Origin of the sequence: Trebonia sp. (assembly GCF_049794275.1) — a bacterium.
Taxonomy (GTDB): Bacteria; Actinomycetota; Actinomycetes; order Streptosporangiales; family Streptosporangiaceae; genus Trebonia.
Genome location: NZ_JBARCR010000397.1, coordinates 1 through 4,626 on the forward strand (window position 1 = coordinate 1; position 4,626 = coordinate 4,626).

The window sequence follows — 4,626 nt, forward strand, 5'->3', positions numbered from 1 at the left end:
CATCGCCAGGACCGCCGGCGTCGCCAAAGTCGCCTAGCCCGGCCGCGTCGCCGGACTCGGCCAGCGCGGCCAGCCTCGCCAGGCCGTTGGGAACGGGGCCGCCGAGCCCGTACAGGACCGGGCTGCCCGGGCTGTGCGGGCCATCAAAGCCGTCCTCCGGTGCCCCGTCCGCCGCGCCGAACTCCCCGCCAGCCACGTCCGCAGCCGGGATGTCCGGCAGCGTCGCCGGCACGTACAGGGTGAATGTGCTGCCCCTGCCCAGGTCGCTCTCCGCGGTGATGCGGCCGCCGAGCAGCGCGGTGACCTCGCTGGCGATGGACAGCCCGAGCCCGGTGCCGCCGTACCGGCGGTTGAGCGTGCCGTCGCCCTGCTGGAAGGCGCCGAAGATCACGGCGACGTTCTCCGGCGCGATGCCGATTCCGGTGTCGGTGACGGAGAACGCGAGCAGGCTGCCATCGCCGTCCCCAGCGCCGTCGCCCGCAGCCGCCAGCACGGAACCCGGCTCGGCGGCCGCCGCCGCCGCCGCGGAAACGGTCCGCACCCGCAGCGCCACCTGCCCGTTCTCGGTGAACTTGACCCCGTTCGACAGCAGGTTGCCGAGCACCTGCCGCAGCCGCTGCCGGTCGGTCACCAGCTCGGCGGGGGCCGACGGGTCGATCGAGATCGCGAAGTCCAGCCCCTTTTCCGCGGTCAGCGGGCCGAACGTCGCCTGCAGGTCCTCCACCAGCGCGCTCAGCAGGAACCGCTCGGGGTGCACGTCGAGCCGCCCCGCCTCCACCTTGGACAGGTCGAGGATGTCGTTGATGAGCTGCAGCAGGTCAGAGCCTGCCGAGTGGATGACGTTCGCGTACTCGACCTGCTTGGCCGTGAGGTTCCGCCCCGGGTTCTGCGCGAGCAGCCGCGCCAGGATGAGCAGGCTGTTCAGCGGTGTCCGCAGCTCGTGCGACATGTTCGCGAGGAACTGCGACTTGTACTGGGACGCCAGGCCGAGCTGCCTGGCGCGCTCCTCGATCTCCTCTCGCGCCCGGGAGATCTCCGCGTTCTTCGCCTCGATGTCCTGCTTCTGGGCGGCGAGCAGCGCGGCCTTCTCCTCCAGGTCCGCGTTGGTCAGCGTCAATTCCTCTGAACGCGACTGCAGCTCCGACGATCGCGCCTGCAGCTCCACGGTCAGCCGCTGGGACTGCCCGAGCAACGTGTCCGTGCGCGCGTTGGCGATGATGGCGTTGACGCTCACCCCGAGCGTCTCGGTGAGCTGCTCGAGGAAGTCGATCTGGATCGGCGTGAACTTGCTGAACGACGCGAGTTCCACCACGCCCATGACATGGTCTTCGAACTTGATGGGCATGACCGCGAGGTTCGCCGGCGCCGCCTCGCCGAGCCCTGAGCTGATCTTGATGTAGCCGGGCGGGATCTCGTCGACCACGATCGCCCGCTTGGTCTTGGCCACTTGGCCGATCAGCGACTGCCCGATCCGGTACTGGATCGGGGCGTCCTTGTCGGCGAGCAGCCCGTAGCCCGCGATCAGCCGCAGCCTGGTCTCGCCGCCCGACTCCTCGCTCAGGAAGAACGTCCCGTGCTGCGCCCCGAGCAGCGGCGCAAGCTCCTCCATGATCAGCTCGGCGACCACCTCGAGGTCCCGGTGGCCTTGCATCATCGAGCCGATGCTGGCCAGGTTCGACTTCAGCCATTCCTGGTCGCGGGAGGCCTGCACGCTCTCGCGCAGCGACCGCACCATCGCGTTGATGTTGTCCTTGAGCTCGGCGACCTCGCCCTCGGCCTGGACCGAGATCGTCCTGGTCAGGTCCCCGGCCGCGACCGCGCTGGTCACCGCGCCGATGGCGCGGACCTGCCTGGTCAGGTTCCCGGCCAGCTCGTTGACGTTTTCCGTCAGCCGCTTCCAGGTGCCGGATACGCCCTCGACCTCGGCCTGGCCGCCGAGCTTGCCCTCCCTGCCGACCTCGCGCGCCACCCTGGTGACCTCGGCCGCGAACGCGGACAGCTGGTCCACCATCGTGTTGATCGTGGTCTTGAGCTCGAGGATCTCCCCGCGCGCGTCCACGTCGATCTTCTTGGTCAGGTCGCCCTGCGCGACCGCCGTCGTGACCTGCGCGATGTTCCGCACCTGGCCGGTCAGGTTGGTCGCCATCGAGTTGACGTTGTCGGTCAGGTCCTTCCAGGTCCCCGACACGCCGCGGACCACCGCCTGGCCGCCGAGGTTGCCCTGGGTGCCCACCTCGCGCGCCACCCGCGTCACCTCGTCGGCGAACCCGGACAGCTGGTCGACCATCGTGTTCAGCGTGGTCTTGAGCTCCAGGATCTCGCCCTGGGCCTCAACGCCGATCTTCTGGCTCAGGTCGCCCTTGGCCACCGCGGTGGCCACCTGCGCGATGTTCCGCACCTGCGTGGTGAGGTTGCCCGCCATCGCGTTCACGGAGTCGGTCAGGTCCTTCCACGTGCCGGAGACGCCGGGCACGTGCGCCTGCCCGCCGAGCTTGCCCTCGGTGCCCACCTCGCGGGCCACCCGGGTCACCTCGGCGGTGAACTGGTCAAGCTGGTCGGCCATGCCGTTGAAGACGGAAGCGATCTCATCGATGAGCGGGTCACCGGTCGGTGCCAGCCGCCTGCTGAAGTCGCCACCGCGCACCGCTGTCAGGCCCGCGAGAAGCTGCTCGAGGGCCGCTCTGTCGAGCCGCGGTGGCTGGTGGTCAACGTCTGTCATCGGCTGCTCCCAATACCCTCCGCCGACGCGGATAATCCGCTTCGGCTGACTGTTACACGATAGCGGCGGCGTGCCGGACTGTTCTGTTCAGAATGGCGATATACTCTCGATCGCTCATTTTCAAAAGTATTCCGAACGGGCGCGGCTGTCTGCCCGGCTATCAAGCTCTCTCCGCGGGTGCAGGTCAGCCGAACGTTTACTTCTGACAAAGATGGTACGGTTTCCGCATTCGCGGCGGCCAGGTCGCGGGGAGGCGGTGTTGTTGGCCGGCAACAACGGTGACGACGTGCCGCGGCTCGCCGCGGTGGTCGAGCGTCAGCGGCGCGAGCTCGCGCTGGCGCGCGCCGAGGCGGACGTGGCGGCCGTCGTGGCGATGGCCAGGGGCGTGCTGATGGAACGGCACGGCTGGTCCGTGACCGAAGCGGCCAGGGAGCTCACCGACATGGCCGCGGCCGCGGGGATGCCCGAGCAGGAGATGGCGGCCGCCGTGCTCAGGCAGGAATCGCTGACCGGGCTGGAACTAGCAGAGCCGGACCACGAGCCGCGGCTGGCCGACGATCCCGTGGCCGTTGTCGCGGCCGAACGGGCGCGAGACGGCGCCGAGCTCGTCGGCGCCCTCGCCGGGCAACTCGGACCGCGGTTCGGCGTGGCGGCGGTCGCGGTGTGGCTGCTCGACACCGACGGCGCCCTGGAGATGCTCGGCGCCGAGGGCCTCGGCGGCACCGAGTCGAGCCGCTGGCGGCGCCTGCCGCCGCAGTTCGACTGCGCGGAACAGTGGGTGGCATTCACAGGAAAAGACCTGTGGGGACTGACCGGACCCCCGCCGGAAGCCGGCCGGCTGCCCGCAATCGCGCCGTGGGGCCGCGCCGCGGCCCGCGCGGTGCTAGCGCTGCGCCACAGGTCGGGCGCCAGGCTCGGTGTCGCGGAAGTCTGGTGGCAGGCGCCGCACGACGACTTCGACGCCGCCGCGCGGGCGAGCCTGAGCGCTGCCGTCGCCGGGTTCGCGGAAGTGCTCGGCGTGCGCATGGCGAATGAAACGGTCGGGTCGACCGCCCCGTCTCCCGGAGTGTTCAGGCTGCTTGACGAGATCGCCGACTCCGTGCTGATCCTCCGGCCGCTGCGCAATGAAAGCGGCGCGCTGGCCGATTTCGCCATGATGCACCAGAGCCCCGGCTACGTGGACCCGGTCGGCCACCGGCCCGCCGAGCTGGCCGGCCTGACCCTGCTGGAGGCCTATCCCTCGTCGGGGTCGTCCGACGGCCTGTTCGCCAGGGCCAGCCGGGTGCTGGCGACCGGCCGCGCCGAGCATGTCCCCGGGGCCAGCACCGCCCCGCTCACGGGCGGCAAGGACACGGTCGGGGTCGCGGACCTGCGTGTGGCGCCGTTCTTCGCCGGGGTGATCTGCACCTGGCGGAAGCTTGGCGAGCCGGAGCGGCTCGCGGACCTGCTCGGCAACGCGCAGCGGCTCGGCCGGATCGGCGGCTGGGACGAGAACCTCACGACAGGGACAGTCCGCTGGACCAGCGCCGCGTTCGCCCTGTTCGGGCTCGACCCGGAGCAGGCCGCCCCGATCCCCATCGCCGACCTGCACAGCTTCGTCATCGCAGCGGACCGGGCCGCCGTCCGGCGGTTCCGTCAGACGCTGCTGCGGACCAGGGAATCAGGCGTCGCGGTGTTCCGTATCGTCCGGCCAGGCGACACGGCGGTCAGGCAGATCCGCGTCTTCGCCGAGCCGGTCCTCGCCGGCGAGGACGTGGTGGGGCTGCGCGGCGCGTTCCAGGACGTGTCCGCGCACTACCAGACCCAGGTGGCGCTGGCCGCGACCCGCGACCAGCTCGCCGACAGCGAGCAGCGCGCCGCGGAGGAACACCAGCTCGCGTTCCGGCTGCAGCGCGCGATCATGCCGC

The 4,626-nt window shown here is 70.7% G+C and carries 2 protein-coding genes; one reads left to right on the top strand and one right to left on the bottom strand.

Annotation, left to right across the window (positions count from 1 at the left end; all coding sequences use genetic code 11):
- A partial coding sequence (locus WA805_RS10770; protein ID WP_425242268.1) for a HAMP domain-containing protein occupies window positions 1-2,719 on the bottom strand: 2,719 nt, incomplete at its 3' end.
- A 262-nt stretch (window positions 2,720-2,981) separates the two neighbouring features.
- On the opposite strand from WA805_RS10770, the gene WA805_RS10775 reads away from it, so the two are divergent.
- Window positions 2,982-4,626, top strand: a 1,645-nt coding sequence (locus WA805_RS10775; RefSeq protein ID WP_425242269.1) for a hypothetical protein, incomplete at its 3' end; no start/stop codon positions are given.